The sequence below is a fragment of the Pseudoalteromonas sp. GW168-MNA-CIBAN-0100 genome, from assembly GCF_040309225.1.
Lineage (GTDB): Bacteria > Pseudomonadota > Gammaproteobacteria > Enterobacterales > Alteromonadaceae > Pseudoalteromonas > Pseudoalteromonas arctica.
Window position 1 is genome coordinate 1 of the sequence record NZ_JBEOOL010000136.1, and the last position, 431, is coordinate 431.

At 31.3% G+C, this 431-nt stretch carries 1 protein-coding gene; it reads right to left on the reverse strand.

What is annotated here, in order from left to right; translation table 11 throughout:
- Positions 1 to 172 precede the first annotated feature (172 nt).
- Positions 173 to 431 (reverse strand): cation:proton antiporter domain-containing protein (locus AAEY62_RS20390; protein ID WP_350636023.1); only part of this gene is annotated, 259 nt, incomplete at its 5' end.

The window sequence follows — 431 nt, forward strand, 5'->3', positions numbered from 1 at the left end:
CCCGAGCAACTGTTATCAACAGGATTTTCTTGTCGTAGCCAAGTTAAACGATATGAAAAATTTAAACCTAAACATCCAATTGAGTTACTTGCACACCTACTTAGCAATTAAACTTTATTAGGCTGATTAAAAAATGCGTAACTTTATAAATAAAATTACGCATTTTTACTTTTTACTTTTTAGCAAAACTATCTGCAATTGGCTTAGTAGTTATACCATGAATAAATACACTAAATAAAATAGTGGTCATAGCAATAGTTGCAATCTGATATTTATTTTCTATTTGAGTATCAATTACCATTAACGTAAATACTATCGATGCGAGTCCTCTTGGTCCAAACCAAGCAAAAGTAAATCGCTCTTTTATATTCAGTGCAGTAAATTGCAGTGACAACATAACCGGAATTATTCTGATCAAAGTTGCACTGAGT